The sequence below is a fragment of the Streptomyces lonarensis genome, from assembly GCF_012033735.1.
In the GTDB taxonomy this organism is placed as follows: domain Bacteria; phylum Actinomycetota; class Actinomycetes; order Streptomycetales; family Streptomycetaceae; genus Streptomyces; species Streptomyces lonarensis.
On the sequence record NZ_JAAVJD010000019.1, the window covers coordinates 25,104 to 41,781 of the forward strand.

Sequence of the window (16,678 nt, forward strand, 5' to 3'; positions counted from 1 at the left end):
TGACGGTGCCCGTCGGCGGGGCGACAGGCGGGACCGCGGTGGCGGGTTCGGGGTGGCCCCGCCGGGCCCGTGGAGCCGGACGGGGAAGAGCTCACCGACGTCCCGGGTGAGCGGACCGGGGACGGTGCTGTGGTTCGCCCGATCGGGTATCCGGGATGCGCCGCGCCGAGCAGTGGACGACCCTGGGTGATCAGACAAACCCGCTCGGTCAGGAGAATGCATGCGTCGTCTGCCCAGACTGCTACTCGCCGCGTCCGCGCTGTCGTTGCCCCTCACCCTGCTGCCCGGGGCGCCCGTATCGGCGGGCGAGCTGGTCGTGGGCGGCCAGCCCGTCCGCGCCGAGGACCATCCGTGGACGGTCGCGCTCAGCAGCCGTGACCAGTTCGGACCGGATCGGTCCGGCCAGTTCTGCGGGGGCGTGGTGGTCGCTCCCCGTACCGTCGCCACCGCCGCCCACTGCCTGGGGGCGGGCGGCCAAGCGGAGGCGGAGCTGCCCGCCGACCTCTCCGTCATCGCCGGCCGCAGCGACCTCGGGCGCGGGGGAGACGCGGTGGGTGAGGAGGTGGCAGTCGCCTCGGCCTGGATTCACCCGGAGTACGACGACAACCGGCAGACCCACGACCTGGCGTTGCTCACGCTGGAGTCCGACCTGCCGGAGTCCTCCGTGATCCGTGCGGCGCCGCGGGGCCACGAGGCGTACCGCGAGGGCAACGACGCCCAGGTCTACGGCTGGGGCGACACCAGCGGGGAGGGCGACTACTCCCGCTACCTGCTCGGTGCCGACGTGCTGATGGTCTCGGACGACGACTGCGCTGCCGCCTATCCCTCGGGGAGTCCGCGCTTCGAGGGGTCGGTGATGGTCTGCGCCGGCCTCGCCGAGGGCGGCGCAGACGCCTGCCAGGGAGACAGTGGCGGGCCGCTGGTGGCGGACGGGCTGCTGGTCGGGCTGGTCTCGTGGGGAAGCGGCTGTGCGCTGCCGGAGCGGCCCGGGGTCTACACGAGGGGGTCGCTGGTCGCCGAGGCTCTGGCGGACCAGCAGGCAGCCGCACGGGAGTGACCGGGGCATTCCGACCGCGCGTGGCGGGGGAGCGGCTGTGTCGGACGTCACCCGCCCCGCCGTGAGGGGCGGCCGGGTGGCCTCCCGGCATGCCAAAGCGGGCGGTGACAACCCCGGGGAGGGGTGCCACCGCCCGCCCTGATGCTCAGCCCGTCGGGTGGGTCGGGACGCGTTGCGTCGGCCCCGTGGGTGCGGCAGGCCGCCGGATCAGCGCTCCTCGTCGTTCGCGGTCTCGGGAGTCGCGGTGAGCTTCTCCGTCTCATCCTGTATTTCCGCGGCGATCTTCTGGAGCTCGGGGGAGAACTTACGGCCGTGGTGGGCGCAGAACAGCAGCTCCCCGCCGCTCACGAGCACGACGCGCAGGTACGCCTGGGCGCCGCAGCGGTCGCAGCGGTCAGCGGCCGTCAGCGGGGTCGCGGGTGTCAGAACAGTAGTCACGTCGCCTCTTCTCTAGCTCGACGAGCTGTCGTACCAGGGTCAACATCCAACCAGGCCGAAAACGTTCCCGCTCGCGGCTTTTTCTTCGGGGACTTCTCGCATCGACTGATACCTCCCGAAGCGGCTGAACGCTGCCGGGTGGCGGCGAAAGAGCCGTATGTGCGTTGGGTGCTCCGTGTCAGCCGTGTCGAAACACGGTGAGAGGGTCTTTCCGGTCTTTCGGTCCTGCGGTGCTGATGCCGGCGGCGCCGTACTTGCCGCTGCCGGCATCGTCCTCGTGAACAAGGACGTGCCCGGAGCCTAAATGGTTCATGCCTCGAAGGGAACGCGATGTCCACGTCACCCGATCGAGTTTTCGAACGCCTGTACCACTCTGGGGTACCCTGATCGCGCTCTCGGGTGGCCTGCTCACCAGCGCTACCAAGCCTCGGTACCCTCTGAGCGGCGAACCCGCCACCCCAGCAGAATTCAGCGAGGAGCGAACTGCGTGACCGCCGACACATCCGCCCCGACGACCGCACTGCTAACCGGCGGTGACACCGGGAGCAACTACACCGCGCGGCACCTGCTCGTCCTGGAGGGGCTGGAGGCGGTCCGGAAGCGCCCCGGCATGTACATCGGCTCCACCGACAGCCGCGGCCTCATGCACTGCCTCTGGGAGATCATCGACAACTCCGTCGACGAGGCGCTGGGCGGCCACTGCAACCACATCGAGGTGCTGCTGCGCGAGGACGGCTCGGTGGAGGTGCGCGACAACGGGCGCGGCATCCCCGTCGACGTCGAGCCGAAGACGGGGCTCTCGGGCGTCGAGGTCGTCATGACCAAGCTGCACGCCGGCGGCAAGTTCGGCGGCGGCTCCTACGCCGCCTCCGGCGGTCTGCACGGCGTCGGCGCCTCGGTGGTGAACGCGCTCTCCGCCCGCCTCGACGTCGAGGTGGACCGCGGGGGCCGCACCCACTCCGTCAGCTTCCGCCGGGGCACCCCCGGCATCTTCACCCAGCAGGGCCCCGACGCGCCCTTCGACCCGGCGGGCGGGCTGGTCGCGGGCCGCAAGATCGCGAAGAGCCGCACCGGCACCCGGGTCCGGTACTGGGCGGACCGCCAGATCTTTTTGCGGGACGCCCGGCTCTCCCTCGACACGCTGTACGGCCGCGCCCGGCAGACCGCCTTCCTGGTGCCGGGGCTGACCATCGTGGTGCGCGACGAGCGGCAGCCGGGGGAGGACGGGGCCGGGGTCACGACCGAGACCTTCCACTACGAGGGCGGCATCAGCGAGTTCTGCGAGTTCCTCGCGCCGGACAAGCCGATCAGCGACGTGCTCCGCCTGCGCGGCTCGGGCACCTTCAAGGAGACCGTGCCGGTCCTGGACGACCGCGGCCACATGATCCCCACCGAGGTCCGCCGCGAGCTGGAGGTGGATGTGGCGATGCGGTGGGGCACCGGCTACGACAGCACGCTCAAGTCGTTCGTCAACATCATCGCCACCCCCAAGGGCGGCACCCACGTCGCCGGCTTCGAGCGGGCGGTCACCCGCACCGTCAACGAGGTGCTGCGCTCCGCCAAGCTGCTGCGCGTCGCCGAGGACGACGTCGTCAAGGACGACGCCCTGGAGGGGCTGACCTCCGTCGTGACGGTCCGGCTCGCCGAACCGCAGTTCGAGGGCCAGACCAAGGAGGTGCTCGGCACCTCGGCCGCCACCCGGATCGTCGGCCAGGTCGTGGCGAAGGAGCTCAAGGCGTTCCTCACCTCGACCAAGCGGGACGACAAGCAGCAGGCCCGCACGGTGCTGGAGAAGGCGGTCGCCGCCGCCCGGACCCGGATCGCGGCCCGCCAGCACAAGGAGGCGCAGCGCCGGAAGACCGCGCTGGAGTCCTCCGCACTCCCCGCCAAGCTCGCGGACTGCCGTAGCGACGACGTCGAGCGCAGCGAGCTGTTCATCGTCGAGGGCGACAGCGCGCTGGGCACCGCGAAGCTCGCCCGGAACTCCGAGTTCCAGGCGCTGCTGCCGATCCGGGGCAAGATCCTCAACGTCCAGAAGTCCTCGGTCTCCGACATGCTGAAGAACGCCGAGTGCAGCGCGATCATCCAGGTCATAGGGGCCGGTTCCGGGCGGACCTTCGACATCGACCAGGCGCGCTACGGCAAGGTGATCTTCCTCGCCGACGCGGACGTCGACGGCGCCCACATCCGCTGCCTGCTGCTGACGTTGTTCCAGCGCTACATGCGCCCCATGGTCGAGGAGGGCAGGGTCTTCTCCGCGGTCCCGCCGCTGCACCGCATCGAGCTGACGCATCCCCGCAAGGGGCAGGACAAGTACGTCTACACCTACTCCGACCGGGAGCTGCGCGACACCCTGCTGCGGCTGGAGCAGGAGGGCGTCCGCTACAAGGAGTCCGTGCAGCGGTACAAGGGCCTCGGGGAGATGGACGCCGACCAGCTCGCGGAGACGACCATGGACCCGCGGTACCGGACCCTGCGCCGCATCAACATCAGCGACCTGGAGGCGGCGGAGCAGTCGTTCGCCCTGCTGATGGGCAACGAGGTCGCGCCGCGACGCGAGTTCATCACCAACTCGGCCGCGACGCTGGACCGCTCGCGCATCGACACCTGACCACGGCGCGCACCGCACACAGCCGGCGGGGGCCGGGCAGCCCGAGGCTGCCCGGCCCCCGCCGGTTCGTCGGCATCCCGTGGCCCGCGGCCGGGTCAGTCGGCCGACGCCGGCAGCAGCGGCCGGACGGCGAGGACTTCCATGCGCGACTGGGGGAGAGCGGCGGCGCCGCAGCTCGCCGGGGAGGCGGGCAGGGTGGCCTTCTCCGCCACGGTCGCCTCCCAGTGCTGCCGGCCGTCGAGCCGGGCGACCGTCACCCGCCACCGACCGGGCCGCGGTTCGCCGGCAGTGCCGACCGTGTCGTCCCCGGCCGTGTCGACCACGTCGACGACCTCCAGGGCGTCGGCGTGCGGGTCGGCCCCGTACCGTCGGACGGCCAGCTCGGCGGCCTGCGCCGGGCGCGGCCAGCAGCTGCGCCCCCGGCAGCCGTCGACGACGGTGCGGCCCTCGCCCAGCTCCGCGAGGACGTGTCGCGCGGTCGCTGCCGACATCCGGCCCCAGGCGTAGCCGTGGGGCAGGGTCAGCAGGGTCGGCGAGAACCGGTGGCCGCCGATGTGGGTGGTCTCCCAGACGTCATGCCCCGCGGCGGCCAGCTCGGCGGCCAGCGGCCGTCCCAGCATCGCGCAGCACCGGTCGCGTCGGCCGTTGGTGCAGACCAGCGCGACCGGCCCGCCCGGGTGAGGCTCACCGAAGCCGCCGTGGTCTCCGGCGGCCAACGCCGCCAGGTCCAGGGCGCGCAGCTCCTCGGGGTCGTCGATCAGGGCGGTGCGGACCCAGGCCCGGCCGGGAGGCGTGTGGGCGAGGAGGACACGGCGCGCGCCGCCGAGGCGGGCGTCCCGCCCGGGGCGGCGGATCAGCGCCGCCCGGACGCCGCTCTCCGGTGCCGACTCCAGGAACCGCCCCAGCGCGGGGTCGAGTCGGCTCTGGGTGAGCGCCTTGGCGCCCCAGGGGCCCGGTTGTTCCAGCAGCAGCCAGGTGCGGGCGGTGGCGGCGGTCCCGGCGAGGGACTCGGCCTGGTCGCGCGAGGCGTCGGCGCAGAACGTCACGGAGGGGGCCGCCTGTCGGTACGGGGGTGGTACACCGTCGAGCCTAGCCGCGCCCGCTCCGGGGGGCCCGGCGGCGCCCCCGCCGGGGCCCGCCGGCTCAGGGCACGGGCCGCGGCGGCCGGGGGCCCCGGTAGTGGCCGGTGGGACGCAGCCGCATGGCGGGCTCGGCGTACTCCTCCAGCGCGTGCGCCACCCAGCCGCTGGTGCGGGCGACGGCGAAGACGACCTGCCCTGCCTCGGGCTGCATGCCGCAGCCCACCGAGAGGGTGGCCAGGGCGAGGTCGACGTTGCCGAACGCGGCGCGGTGGCGGCCGGCGGCCGCCACGATCCTCCGGGACGCGTCCAGTGCCGCGGCGGCCTCCGGTACGGCGGCCAGCAGTTCGAAGAGAGTCTCGGCCCGGGGGTCGCTGCCGGTGTAGAGCAGGTGGCCGATGCCCGGGACGCGGGAGCCCTCACGCAGCCGGGCGCCGACCACCGCGGCAGCGCCGTCCGCGGCTCCGGGGGCCCCGTCGCGTTCCACCGCCTCCCGCACCATGCGGTGGGCCGGCGCCGCGGCCGCGCCGTGCAGCGGCCCGTCGAGGGCGCCGAGCCCGGCGAGGGTCACGGCGTACGGGTGGGCGCGCGCGGTCGCGGCGACGCGCGCGGCGAGGGTGGAGACGGCCATGTCGTGGTCGAGCAGCAGCACCAGCGCCGCGTCGAGCGCGCGCAGGCCGGCCTCGGACGGCGGCCGGGCGGTGAGCCGGGGCCACAGCCGCGCTGCCAGCGGCGCTCCCGCCGCCGGGGGCGGGCCGAGCACCGGCTGCGCCTCCACCAGGGTCGCGACGAGGGCGCGGGCGGTGGCGTGCACGGTGGCCGGTGTCAGGTCCGAGCGCAGCGGGTCGCCCGCGGACGCGGCGACCGTGGCGGCGTGGAGGCGGTCCTCGGCGGTGCCCGTGGCGGGCAGCGCGGCGACGGCGGCGCGGGCGTGGGCGATCTGCCCGGGTGGCGCCGTGAACCGCACCCCCGGCGCCGGCTCACCGGTCCACAGCCACTGCGCCACCTCCTCGTAGCCGTGGCGCGCCGCGAGGGCGGAGCTGTCCACGCCGCGGTAGTAGCACCGGTCGCCCTCGATCAGGGTGATGCCCGTCGCCAGCGGGGCCGCCACCGGGCCGGTCGCCGCCGGGCGCCTGCCCGACCGCTGCGAGAGCCGGTCGACCTCGGCCGCGTCGAAGGTGCTGCCGCGACCGCTGGGGGAGCGGTGCCGCCGGAGCAGCCCGCGACTGACGTAGGCGTAGACGGTCTCGGGCTTCACCCCCAGGCGGTCCGCCGCCTGCCGGGTGGTGAGTCGCTCGGTTCCCGCGTCGTCGGTCATGACGCCATCCTCTCAACACTGATTCAATCAATATTGACAGTAGAGAGATCAATGGTTGACAGTCGGATCAAGGGCGGTCCGTGTCGACCGTGTCCTCGACCCGGCCGACGTGTCGGGCCCCACCCCCTCACCGCCGGGAGCAGCCATGACCACCGCACACACCGACGTCCCCCGCGGGCTGGCCGGCGTCGTCGTCACGGACACGGCGATCGGCGACGTCCGCGGCAACGAAGGCTTCTACCACTACCGCCAGTACTCGGCCGTCGACCTCGCGCGGCAGCGGAGCTTCGAGGACGTCTGGTACCTGATGGTCCACGGCCACCTCCCCGACGCCGACCACGCCGCCGCCTTCACCCGCCGTACCGCGGCCGCGCGCGAACTCCCGCCCCCGGTGCGGGAGGTGCTGCCCGCGCTGGCCGCGACGGGCGGCGGGCCGCTCGCCGGCCTGCGCTCCGCGCTCTCCGTGACCGGCGCGGCCCTCGGGCTGCGGCCGGTCTACGACCTCTCCCCGCAGGAGCGCGCCGAGGACGCGCTGCGCCTCTGCGCCGTGGTGCCGACCCTGCTCACCGCGCTCCACCGGCTGCAGCAGGGCCTCGGGCCGGTCGAGCCCCGCGGTGACCTCTCCCACGCGGCGAACTACCTGTACATGCTGACCGGGCGGGAGCCCGACCCGCGCCACGCGCGAGCGGTGGAGAGCTACCTCGTCTCGACCGTCGACCACGGCTTCAACGCCTCGACCTTCACCGCGCGGGTCATCGCCTCCACCGGCGCCGACCTCGCCGCCTGCCTGACCGGCGCCGTGGGCGCCCTCTCGGGGCCGCTGCACGGCGGGGCCCCCAGCCGCGCCCTGGACACCCTGGACGCCATCGGGGACCCCTCCCGCGCCGACGCCTGGGTGCGCGAGCAGGTGCTCGCCGGCGGCCGCATCATGGGTTTCGGCCACCCCGTCTACCGCACCGAGGACCCCCGGTCCCGGATGCTGCGGGAGATCGCGCAGGAGTTCGGCGGCGACCTCGTCGACCTGGCGGTCGCCGTGGAGCAGCGGGTCGAGGCGGTGCTCGCCGAGCTGAAGCCCGGACGCGCCCTGCACACCAACGTCGAGTTCTACGCGGGCGTCGTCATGGAACTCTGCGGGCTGCCGCGGGAGATGTTCACCCCCACCTTCGCCACGGCGCGGGTGGTCGGCTGGAGTGCCAACATCCTCGAGCAGGCGCAGGACGGGAAGATCATCCGACCGGCCGCGCGCTACACGGGCCCCACTCCGCCGCAGCCGGTGCCCGTGCGCTGAGGCGGCGGGGCCCGCCCTGCCGGCCGGTGGGCGGGCTGCCGCGCGATGCCCGTGCGTTGCCTAAGCTGGCTCCCGCCCGCCGCCCCGGCCGGGCCGCCGCCGAGGAAGGACGCCACGTGTCGCAGGACGGCCCCCACCACCACCCCGGGGACGACCGGGAGGCAGCCGACCCCGGTGGCCCGGCCGCGGCCACCACCGGGGGCCGCATCCCGGTCCTGGTGCTCGCCGGGTTCCTCGGCGCCGGCAAGACGACCCTGCTCAACCATCTGCTGCACAACCGCGAGGGCATCCGCATCGGTGCCGTCGTCAACGACTTCGGCGCCATCGAGGTCGACGCGATGGCGGTCGCGGGACAGGTCGACGCCATGGTCTCGTTCGGCAACGGCTGCCTCTGCTGCGCGGTCGACCCGGCGGAGCTGGACACCGCGCTCGCCCGGCTGGCCGATCCCGCCGCCCGCATCGACCTGGTGGTCGTCGAGGCGAGCGGGCTCGCGGAGCCGCAGACCCTCATCCGCACCATCCTCGCCAGCGCCGACCGGCGGATCGTCTACGGCGGCCTGGTGGAGGTCGTCGACGGCGCCGAGTTCGCCGACACCCGCCGCCGACACCCCGAGCTCGACCGGCACCTGGCCGTCGCGGACCTCGTCGTCCTCAACAAGACCGACCGCACCCCGGAGGCCGAGCGGGACGGACTCCTGCGCCTCGTGCGGGAACTGGCCGGGCCGGCCCCCGTCGTCACCACCCGGCACGCGCGCGTCGACCCCGGTCTGTTCTTCGACCGGGAGGCGGGCCGTGCCCGCAGCCACCACGACGGGCAGCTCTCCTTCGAGGACCTCCTCGCCCCGGACGACCGCACCGCTCACCCGCACGCCGCCTACCAGAGCGTGGAGTTCACCGCCGCCGAGCCGCTGAGTCCGCGCCGGTTGACGGCCTTCCTGGACACCCGTCCCCCCGGTCTCTACCGGATCAAGGGGGCGGTGCACCTGGGCGCGGGCGGCGAGGACCGGCGGTGGGACCTCCACGCAGTCGGCGGCTTCCTCCGCTTCCACCCCGAGCGGTGGCGGCGGGACGAGGCGGCGGCGACACGGCTGGTGCTGATCGGGAGCGGTATCGACGCCGACGCCTTGCGCGCCCAGCTTGCCGCCTGCGTCGGCCCCGACCCGGACGAGACGGGGCCGGCGGCGTTGTACGGGGTGCTCCGCTTCACCGAGCGGACAACGGCACCGCACGTGGCGGCGGGGGAGCCGGGCGTCGGGGGACCGCCGCCCGGCGCGGGCCCGGAACCGGGCGGCGTCGCCGTTCCGGATTTCGAGGACCCGCCGGATTTCGAGGACCCGCCGGAGCTCGGAGACGCACCCGAGTTCGAGGACCCGCCCGAGTTCGAGGAGGGCCCGCACCACCCGGGCCTGCCCGTCGGCGAGGCCCGGGGGCGGTAGCCCCGGCCGCGCACCCGCGGTGCGGGCGGAGCGCCGCGGCTCCGCCCGCACCGGTGCCGAGGCGGTCAGGAAGCCCCGCCGATGACCTCGATCGGCTTCGCCAGCGGCGTGCCCGAGCCGTCACGGCGCGGGTCGGCGGCGGGGAGTTCGGCCGCCGTGCCCCCGGGACCGGCCGCCCGGGCCGGCAGCGATCCCGCCCAGGCGAACTCCAACCCGCTCTCGCCCTTCAGGAACCGCTGGCAGCGCACGCCGCCGGTGGCCCGGCCCTTGCGCGGGAACTGGTCGAACGGCGTCATCTTGGCGCCGCCGCCCTCGTCGAGGGTCTCGTCGCTGTTCGCGACCGTCACCACCACCGCCTCGCTGCCCGGGTCCACCACGGTGAACGAGATCACCTTCACGTCGTCGGCGAGCTTGATGCCCGCCATGCCCGCGGCGGGCCGGCCCTGCGGCCGGACCTGCCCGGCCTGGTAGCGCAGCAGCTGCGCCTCGTCGGTGATGAAGACGAGGTCCTCCTCGCCGGTGCGCAGTTCGGCCCCGCCGACGATGCGGTCGCCCTCCTTGAGGGTGATGACCTCCAACTCGTCCTTGGTGAGGGGGTAGTCGGGCACCACCCGCTTGACGACGCCCTGTTCGGTGCCGAGCGCGAGACCGGGCGAGGACTCCGAGAGGGTGGTCAGGCAGACGACCCGCTCCCCGTCTGCCAGCGAGAGGAACTCCGCCAGCGGGGCGCCGGCCGACAGGTCGGAGAAGCCCTCCGGCGGCAGCAGCGGCAGGTCGACCACGGACAGCCGCAGCAGCCGACCGGTGGAGGTGACGGCGCCGACCTCGCCGCGGACCGTGGCGAGGACGGCCGAGGCGACCACGTCGTGCTTGACGCGCCGACCGCCGTCGCGGAGCGCGCCGCCGGGGTCGACGGTGCGCGCCACCAGCCCCGTCGAGGAGAGCAGCACGCGGCAGGGGTCGTCGGGCACCTCCAGCGGCACGTCGGCGATCACGGCGCCCTCCGCGTCGGCCAGCACGCTGCGCCGCGGGGTGCCGTACTTGCGGGAGATCTCCGTGAGTTCGGAGGAGACGAGCTTGCGCAGTTCCGCGTCGGACTCCAGAATTCCCGTCAGTTCCGCGATCTCGGCGGTCAGCTGGTCCCGCTCGCTCTCCAGCTCGATCCGGTCGAACCGGGTCAGCCGTCGCAGCGGGGTGTCCAGGATGTACTGGGTCTGGATCTCGGAGAGGCCGAACCGCTCGATCAGCCCGTCCTTCGCCGCGGCCGCGTTGTCGCTGGCGCGGATGATCCGGATGACCTCGTCGATGTCGAGCAGCGCGACGAGCAGCCCCTCGACCAGGTGCAGCCGGTTCCGGCGGCGGGTGCGGCGGAACTCGCTCCGCCGGCGTACCACCTCGAACCGGTGGTCGAGATAGACCTGGAGCAGCTCCTTGAGCCCGAGGGTGAGCGGCTGTCCGTCGACCAGGGCGACGTTGTTGACGCCGAACGACTCCTCCATCGGCGTCAGTTTGTACAGCTGCGCCAGGATTGCCTCGGGGTGGAAGCCGTTCTTCACCTCGATGACGAGCCGCAGGCCGTGCGCCCGGTCGGTGAGGTCCTTGACGTCGGCGATGCCCTGGAGCTTCTTGGCGTTGACGAGGTCCTTGATCTTGGAGACGACCTTCTCCGGCCCCACCGCGAACGGGAGTTCGGTCACCACCAGGCCCTTGCGGCGCGGGGTCACCTGCTCCACCGCGACGGTCGCGCGGATGCGGAAAGTGCCGCGCCCCTTGGTGTAGGCGTCGCGGATGCCGTCGAGGCCGACGATCTGCCCGCCGGTCGGGAGGTCGGGCCCCGGCACGAACCGCATCAGGGTCGCCAGGTCGGCCCCCGGGTGCTTGATCAGGTACTTGGCGGCGGCGATCACCTCGGTGAGGTTGTGCGGCGGCATGTTGGTCGCCATGCCGACCGCGATCCCGGAGGCGCCGTTGACCAGCAGGTTCGGGTAGGCGGCGGGCAGGGTGACCGGTTCCTGCTCGCTGCCGTCGTAGTTCGGCGCGAAGTCGACGGTGTCCTCGTCGATGGAGGCGACCATCAGCCCCGCCACCGGGGTGGACCGGCACTCGGTGTACCGCATGGCGGCCGGCGGGTCGTCGTTGCCGAGCGAGCCGAAGTTGCCGTGGCCGTCGACCAGCGGGACCCGCATGGAGAACGGCTGGGCCATCCGGACGAGTGCGTCGTAGATGGCACCGTCGCCGTGCGGGTGGAGCTTGCCCATCACCTCGCCGACCACCCGCGCGCACTTCACGTGTGCGCGCTCCGGGCGCAACCCCATGTCGTGCATCTGGTACAGGATGCGTCGGTGCACCGGCTTCAGCCCGTCGCGGGCGTCGGGCAGCGCGCGCGAGTAGATCACCGAGTAGGCGTACTCCAGGAACGAGCCCTGCATCTCGTCGACGACGTCGATGTCGAGGATGCGCTCGTCGAAGTCGTCTGCTGGCGGGGTCTTCGTGCTGCGGCGGGCCATCGCGGCGCGGCTCCTTCGGGGGCATGGGTGGGCGGGCGCACCACCGCCGGCCCGTCGACCGGCGCGGTGCTGCGGACCATTGTGGACCGCCGCGCGGACAGCGGGGCGCCGGGACCCGGTTGCGCGGTTCTTCCGCGCAGGTCGACGGGTACCGCGACGTGGCCCACATCGGCCGTCGGCACGCATACAGTGACAGCGAGCCAGGAGGATCGACCGACCGAACGAAGGGACCCCACACCTATGGGCCACACGGCCACCGACCAACACGCCGCGGACGGGCGGGAGAACGCCCCCGCTCCGCCGGCGGTGACCGAACACCGGCTCGCCAACGGTCTGCGGGTCGTCCTCTCCGAGGACCACCAGACCCCGGTCGCCGCAGTCTGCCTCTGGTACGACGTCGGTTCCCGCCACGAGGTCCCCGGGCGCACCGGCCTCGCGCACCTCTTCGAGCACCTGATGTTCCAGGGGTCGGCGCAGGTCCCGGGCAACGGGCACTTCGAGCTGGTGCAGTCCGCGGGCGGTTCCCTGAACGGCACCACCAGCTTCGAGCGCACCAACTACTTCGAGACCATGCCCGCCCACGAGCTGGAGCTCGCGCTCTGGCTGGAGGCCGACCGCATGGGCACGCTGCTCACCGCGCTGGACGACGAGTCCATGGAGAACCAGCGCGACGTGGTGAAGAACGAGCGGCGGCAGCGGTACGACAACGTGCCCTACGGCACCGCCTTCGAGCGGCTGACCGCCATGGTCTACCCCGACGGCCACCCGTACCACCACACGCCGATCGGCTCCATGGCCGACCTGGACGCGGCCTCGCTGGAGGACGCCCGCGCGTTCTTCCGCACCTACTACGCCCCGGGCAACGCGGTGCTCTCGGTCGTCGGCGACCTCGACACCGAGCGGACGCTGGCCTGGATCGAGAAGTACTTCGGCTCGATCCCCGCGCACGACGGCAAGCAGCCGCCGCGCGACGGCTCGCTGCCCGACGTCATCGGCGCGGACCTCCGCGAGGTCGTCGAGGAGGACGTCCCCTCCCGAGCGCTGATCGCCGCCTACCGGCTGCCCCACGACGGCACCCGCGAGGCGGACGCCGCCGACGTGGCGCTCACCGTCCTCGGCGGGGGCGAGTCCTCCCGCCTGTACAACCGGCTGGTCCGCCGTGACGGCACCGCGGTGACCGCGGGGTTCGGCATGATGCGGCTCGCGGGCGCACCCTCCTTCGCCTTCCTGGACGTGAAGGCGTCCGGCGACGCGGAGATCCCCGCGATCGAGGCCGCCGTCGCGGAGGAGCTCCGCCGCTTCGCCGAGGACGGCCCCACCGAGCGCGAGATGGAGCGTGCCCAGGCGCAGTTGGAGCGCGAGTGGCTGGACCGGCTCTCCACCGCCGCCGGCCGGGCCGACGAGTTCTGCCGGTACGCGGTGCTCTTCGGCGACCCGAAGCTGGCACTGACCGCCGTGGACCGGCTGCTGGACGTCACCGCCGAGGAGGTGCGGCAGATCGCCGCGGCCCGACTGCGGTCCGACAACCGGGCCGCGCTGGTGTACGAGCCCACCGGTGCCGAGGACGGCACCGAGGCCGGCGACGACGCGAAGGAGCAGCTGTGACCGACGCCATCACCCCCGCGATGGACCTCCACCCCCGCCCCGTCGGCGGCGAGCCGGTGCCGTGGGCCTTCCCGGCGCCCGAGCGCTCCGAACTGCCCAACGGCCTGCGGGTGCTGCGGGTGGACCGGCCCGGCCAGCAGGTCATCGCCGTCGAGGTGTGCCTGCCCGTCCCGCTGACGGCGGAGCCCGAGCACCTGGAAGGTGTGGCCGCTCTGATGGCGCGCGCCCTGGGGGAGGGGACGCAGAACCACCCGGCCGAGGAGTTCGCCGCGGAACTGGAGCGCTGCGGCGCCAACCTGGACGCGCACGCGGACCACGACTCGATCCGGGTCTCGCTGGAGGTCCCGGCCTCCCGGCTGGAGCGCGGCCTCGACCTGCTGGCGGAGGCACTGTCGTCGCCGGCGCTCGCCGACGCGGAGGTCGAGCGGCTGGTCCGCAACCGGCTCGACGAGATCCCGCACGAGCTGGCGAGCCCGGGCCGCCGCGCCGCGATGGCGCTCTCGGCGGAGCTCTTCCCTGCCGACTCCCGGCTCTCGCGCCCGCGTCAGGGCTCCGCCGAGTCGGTGGCCCGGATCGACCCGCCCGCCGTCCGGGAGTACTACGCCGCCTGGGTCCACCCGACCGGGGCCTCCGTGGTGCTGGTCGGCGACTTCGCCGGTGCGGACCTGGACGCGCTGCTCGCCGCGACGCTCGGCCGGTGGACGGGCGAGGCGGCGGCCTCGGCGCCGCTGCCGCCCGTGGTCGCCGACGACACCGGCCGGGTCGTGATCGTGGACCGTCCGGGGTCGGTGCAGACCCAGGTACTGATCGGGCGGGTCGGCCCGGACCGCCACGACTCGGTCTGGCCGGCCCAGACGTTGGGCGTGTACTGCCTCGGCGGTACGCTCACTTCCCGGATCGACCGGGTGCTGCGCGAGGAGAAGGGCTACACCTACGGGATGAGGGCCCTCGCCCAGGTGCTGCGGTCCTCGGCGGCCGGCGACGGTGCGGCGATGCTCGCCATCAGCGGGTCCGTCGCCACGGACGTCACCGGCCCGGCGATGGCCGATCTCTGGCAGGTACTGCGTACCCTTGCGGAGTCGGGGCTGACCGACGACGAGAGGGATGTCGCGGTCCGCAACCTGGTCGGGGTGGCGCCGCTGCGGTTCGAGACCGCGGCGGCGGTGGCGTCCACCGTCGCCGACCAGGTCGACCAGCAGCTGCCGGACGACTTCCAGGCGACGCTGTACGCGCGGCTCGCGGAGACCGGGACCGTGGAGGCTACTGCCGCCGCGGTCAACGCGTTCCCCGCGGACCGGCTGGTCACGGTCCTGGTCGGCGACGCCGGCCAGATCGCCGGGCCGATGAAGGAGCTGGGTATCGGCGAGGTCACGGTGGTGACGGCCTGAGGGCCGGTCACCAGCGAAGGCACCGATACGCCCCCCGGGGCCCGGGGACGGCGCACCGACGCCGCCCCCGGGCCCTCTTCTTCCTCCCGGGCGACGCCGCGTGCCGCGTGCTTCCAGCCGCCCCCGTTGACCGCGGTGCGCCGCCCTGACCCGCTGCCGCAGGCGCCGCGCCGCGGACCGCCCGGGCCGGAACCAGCCGTTCCGGGGTTACGCGGCGTAGCGCCCGACCCCCGCCTCCGACCGCCTCCGACCGCTCGGCGGCCCGCCCCTGCCGGGCCGGTGCGACGCGACGCCGCTCTCCGGAGGCGAAGGCCGAAAAGAATGCGGTGGCCGGAGGCCCGGTCGGAATTCCCGAATGAATGTCATACAGTTCGGTGGTGACTCGGCGGTGGAACCTGCGCCGGGACGTCCCGGCCATGGGGGTTGTGATGCGAATTTCGGCGCAGTCGGTGTGTGCGGCGATTCGCGACGACATCGTGGCGGGTGTGCTCCCCCGCGGAGCGAGACTGGCGGAAGAGCAGCTCGCGCAGCGGTACGGCGTCTCCCGCGTACCGGTCCGCGAGGCGCTGCGGACCCTGGAGTCCGAGGGGTTCGTCGTCTCGCGCAGGCACGCCGGCGCCTGTGTCGCCCGTCCCGACGAGCGCGAGGCCGCCGATCTGCTGGACATCCGCGCCCTGCTGGAGCCGCTGGGCGCCGCCCGCGCCGCACAACGACGCACCGAGGCCCACCTGAAGGTGATGCGCGGCCTGGTGCGGCTGGGCCGGCAGCGCGCGGGGCAGGGGCAGGACGGCGACCTGCGGTCCCTTGCGGAGTGGTTCCACGAGACGGTCGCGCAGGCCACCGGCAGCCCGCCGCTCGCGGCGCTGCTGGTGCAGAACCGGCGGAAGATCCGCTGGCTGCACCCGCCGGACCCGGCCGCGCGCGACGAGGAGAGCTGGCAGGAGCGAGGCGCCCTGGTGGACGCGATCGCCCGCGGTGACGCGGAGCGGGCGCGCGCCGTCGTTCTCGCGCAGCTCGACCGCGCGCCGGGCAGCGCGGACCTCCGCGCCTTCGAGGCGGAGATGCGGGCGGGGCGGCCGCCGGCACCCCGGAAACCTCCCGTCAACACGGCGCGCGGCCGTTCGTAACGCGACGGCCCTATTGTTTCCGTGGCGGAGAACCGCGGATTTGTCGCCGCATTCGCTTTCTGCTTTCCCGGTATTCCGGCCGGGGTCCCGCGCTCGCATGCGCACGGTGCAGAGCCCTTCGGTCGTGAACCGACCCGGGATTTCCGCCTGGCTTTTCCGGGGACGGCCCGCCGGCGGGTGAGGGGCCGCCCGTGACGCTCCGAGAGGGAGCCGGCGTCGTCACGGAACGCGCCCACCGCCCGCGGCTCCCCGTCCCGACCCCGGCGCAGGGCGCCGCCCGGCACGACGACGGCCGACCACCGCAAAGTTGCGAGGGCCGGCCGCCGGTGTGGGCGCCGCAGGCGCGCCGAAGCGGTCACACCGCCTCGGGCAGCTCCTCCAGGCCCTCGGAGACCAGCCGCGCCAGCCGGTCCAGGGCCACCTCCGCACCCTCGTCGGCGGAGGCGAGCACCACTTCCTGACCGGCCTCGGCCCCCAGGCCGAGCACCGCCAGCATGGAGGCGGCGTTCACGGGCGGGTTGTCGCCCTTGGCGATGGTCACCGCGGCGCCGGACGCGGTGACGGCGCGCACGAAGACCGAAGCGGGGCGGGCGTGCAGGCCCTCGGGCCAGCCGATGGTGACGTGGCGCTCAGCCATGATCTGTGTCCTCCGGTGCGGGTGGGGGCCGCGTGCCGAGCAGGTCCGCACGCGGGTTCGGGCGATTCGTCCGCTGCCACTCTCGCACGAGACCCCGCCCGGCCCGTGATCGACCCCGAGCAGCTGCTCACCGGGCTCAACGAGCAGCAGCGAGCGGCCGTCACCCACAGCGGCGCCCCGCTGCTGA

The 16,678-nt window shown here is 73.9% G+C and carries 13 protein-coding genes; 8 read left to right on the forward strand and 5 right to left on the reverse strand.

What is annotated here, in order from left to right:
* Positions 1–220 precede the first annotated feature (220 nt).
* Positions 221–1,057, forward strand: a complete 837-nt coding sequence (locus HCN56_RS04810) for a serine protease (protein WP_167968212.1) — start codon at positions 221–223, stop codon at positions 1,055–1,057.
* A 207-nt stretch (positions 1,058–1,264) separates the two neighbouring features.
* Here HCN56_RS04810 and HCN56_RS04815 read toward each other — a convergent pair whose 3' ends face one another.
* Entirely contained in the window at positions 1,265–1,495 is a 231-nt protein-coding gene (locus HCN56_RS04815) for a DUF7455 domain-containing protein (protein ID WP_167968213.1), read from the reverse strand.
* Between the two features lie 487 nt (positions 1,496–1,982).
* Here HCN56_RS04815 and HCN56_RS04820 point away from each other — a divergent pair, with 487 nt between their 5' ends.
* Positions 1,983–4,106 carry a DNA gyrase/topoisomerase IV subunit B gene (locus tag HCN56_RS04820; RefSeq protein ID WP_167968214.1) on the forward strand — a complete coding sequence of 708 codons (2,124 nt, stop codon included), beginning with the start codon at positions 1,983–1,985 and terminating at the stop codon, positions 4,104–4,106.
* Between the two features lie 95 nt (positions 4,107–4,201).
* On the opposite strand, the gene HCN56_RS04825 is transcribed toward HCN56_RS04820, so the two are convergent.
* Both HCN56_RS04825 and HCN56_RS04830 read right to left on the reverse strand, forming a co-directional pair.
* Positions 4,202–5,152, reverse strand: coding sequence for a ferredoxin family protein (locus HCN56_RS04825; RefSeq protein WP_167968215.1), 951 nt, complete (start codon positions 5,150–5,152; stop codon positions 4,202–4,204).
* Between the two features lie 97 nt (positions 5,153–5,249).
* Positions 5,250–6,503 carry a citrate synthase gene (locus HCN56_RS04830; protein ID WP_167968216.1) on the reverse strand — a complete coding sequence of 418 codons (1,254 nt, stop codon included), beginning with the start codon at positions 6,501–6,503 and terminating at the stop codon, positions 5,250–5,252.
* Between the two features lie 145 nt (positions 6,504–6,648).
* Here HCN56_RS04830 and HCN56_RS04835 point away from each other — a divergent pair, with 145 nt between their 5' ends.
* A complete protein-coding gene (locus HCN56_RS04835; RefSeq protein ID WP_167968217.1) occupies positions 6,649–7,791 on the forward strand; it encodes a citrate synthase/methylcitrate synthase in 1,143 nt (380 codons plus the stop codon).
* 206 nt (positions 7,792–7,997) lie between these two features.
* Positions 7,998–9,227 carry a CobW family GTP-binding protein gene (locus tag HCN56_RS04840; RefSeq protein ID WP_312871054.1) on the forward strand — a complete coding sequence of 410 codons (1,230 nt, stop codon included), beginning with the start codon at positions 7,998–8,000 and terminating at the stop codon, positions 9,225–9,227.
* Positions 9,228–9,292: 65 nt separating this feature from the next.
* Here HCN56_RS04840 and HCN56_RS04845 read toward each other — a convergent pair whose 3' ends face one another.
* Positions 9,293–11,734: a DNA gyrase/topoisomerase IV subunit A gene (locus HCN56_RS04845; protein WP_167968219.1), complete on the reverse strand. Its 2,442-nt coding sequence runs from the start codon at positions 11,732–11,734 to the stop codon at positions 9,293–9,295.
* 240 nt (positions 11,735–11,974) lie between these two features.
* On the opposite strand from HCN56_RS04845, the gene HCN56_RS04850 reads away from it, so the two are divergent.
* From HCN56_RS04850 to HCN56_RS04860, 3 genes are all read left to right on the forward strand, one after another.
* Positions 11,975–13,339, forward strand: a complete 1,365-nt coding sequence (locus tag HCN56_RS04850; protein ID WP_167968220.1) for a M16 family metallopeptidase — start codon at positions 11,975–11,977, stop codon at positions 13,337–13,339.
* Between the two features lie 20 nt (positions 13,340–13,359).
* Positions 13,360–14,727, forward strand: a complete 1,368-nt coding sequence (locus HCN56_RS04855) for a M16 family metallopeptidase (RefSeq protein WP_209312362.1) — start codon at positions 13,360–13,362, stop codon at positions 14,725–14,727.
* A 428-nt stretch (positions 14,728–15,155) separates the two neighbouring features.
* On the forward strand, positions 15,156–15,854 hold the full coding sequence (locus tag HCN56_RS04860) for a GntR family transcriptional regulator (protein WP_167968226.1): 699 nt from the start codon (positions 15,156–15,158) through the stop codon (positions 15,852–15,854).
* 355 nt (positions 15,855–16,209) lie between these two features.
* Here HCN56_RS04860 and HCN56_RS04865 read toward each other — a convergent pair whose 3' ends face one another.
* A complete protein-coding gene (locus tag HCN56_RS04865; RefSeq protein WP_167968222.1) occupies positions 16,210–16,491 on the reverse strand; it encodes an HPr family phosphocarrier protein in 282 nt (93 codons plus the stop codon).
* On the opposite strand from HCN56_RS04865, the gene HCN56_RS25720 reads away from it, so the two are divergent.
* The coding region (locus tag HCN56_RS25720) for a hypothetical protein (protein ID WP_209312363.1) at positions 16,477–16,678 on the forward strand (202 nt) is incomplete at its 3' end. The genes HCN56_RS04865 and HCN56_RS25720 overlap by 15 nt on opposite strands.

What these genes read in the sequence shown, in the direction of transcription:
- HCN56_RS04810 (WP_167968212.1), top strand. Translation starts at nt 221, where the DNA reads ATGCGTCGTCTGCCCAGACTGCTACTCGCCGCGTCCGCGCTGTCGTTG.
- HCN56_RS04830 (WP_167968216.1), bottom strand. Translation starts at nt 6,503, where the DNA reads ATGACCGACGACGCGGGAACCGAGCGACTCACCACCCGGCAGGCGGCG.
- HCN56_RS04835 (WP_167968217.1), top strand. Translation starts at nt 6,649, where the DNA reads ATGACCACCGCACACACCGACGTCCCCCGCGGGCTGGCCGGCGTCGTC.
- HCN56_RS04845 (WP_167968219.1), bottom strand. Translation starts at nt 11,734, where the DNA reads ATGGCCCGCCGCAGCACGAAGACCCCGCCAGCAGACGACTTCGACGAG.
- HCN56_RS04850 (WP_167968220.1), top strand. Translation starts at nt 11,975, where the DNA reads ATGGGCCACACGGCCACCGACCAACACGCCGCGGACGGGCGGGAGAAC.
- HCN56_RS04855 (WP_209312362.1), top strand. Translation starts at nt 13,360, where the DNA reads ATGGACCTCCACCCCCGCCCCGTCGGCGGCGAGCCGGTGCCGTGGGCC.
- HCN56_RS04860 (WP_167968226.1), top strand. Translation starts at nt 15,156, where the DNA reads ATGCGAATTTCGGCGCAGTCGGTGTGTGCGGCGATTCGCGACGACATC.
- HCN56_RS04865 (WP_167968222.1), bottom strand. Translation starts at nt 16,491, where the DNA reads ATGGCTGAGCGCCACGTCACCATCGGCTGGCCCGAGGGCCTGCACGCC.